We start from the raw sequence: 535 nt of genomic DNA on the forward strand, positions 1-535 counted from the left end.
TCGCGCCGCACCCGCGCTTCGCGCCGCACCCGCGCTTCGCGCCGCACCCGCGCTTCGCGCCGCACCCGCGCTTCGCGCCGCACCCGCGCTTCGCGTCGCCCCGTTCCCCGCTCCTCGCGTCGTCCCAGGCCCTTGCCTCGCGCTTCGCGTCGCCTCCGCATCCGGCGTTCTCCCGCAGCCTCGCCCGCGCCCGTGCCGCCTCGCGTCTCGCCCCCGCTGCCCTCCGCCCGCGTTGCTCTGCGCCCGCGCCGCGTCTCAAAGCCGTCTGCGGGCTCGGTGCCGCGCCGCCTCGCACCCCGCGCCACCTCGCACCCCGCGCCGCGCCGCGCCGTACCGCACCTGCCTCGCGCCTCGCGCCTCGCGCCCCGCACCCCGCACCGCCCGCGCCGCACCCCGCGCCGCCCGCGCCGCACCCCGCGCCGCCCGCGCCGCACCCCGCGCCGCGCCGCGCCGCACTCCGCGCCGCGCCGCACTCCGCGCCGCGCCGCACTCCGCGCCGCGCCGCACTCCGCGCCGCGCCGCACTCCGCGCCGCG

Origin of the sequence: Paractinoplanes atraurantiacus (assembly GCF_900215205.1) — a bacterium.
GTDB lineage: Bacteria > Actinomycetota > Actinomycetes > Mycobacteriales > Micromonosporaceae > Actinoplanes > Actinoplanes atraurantiacus.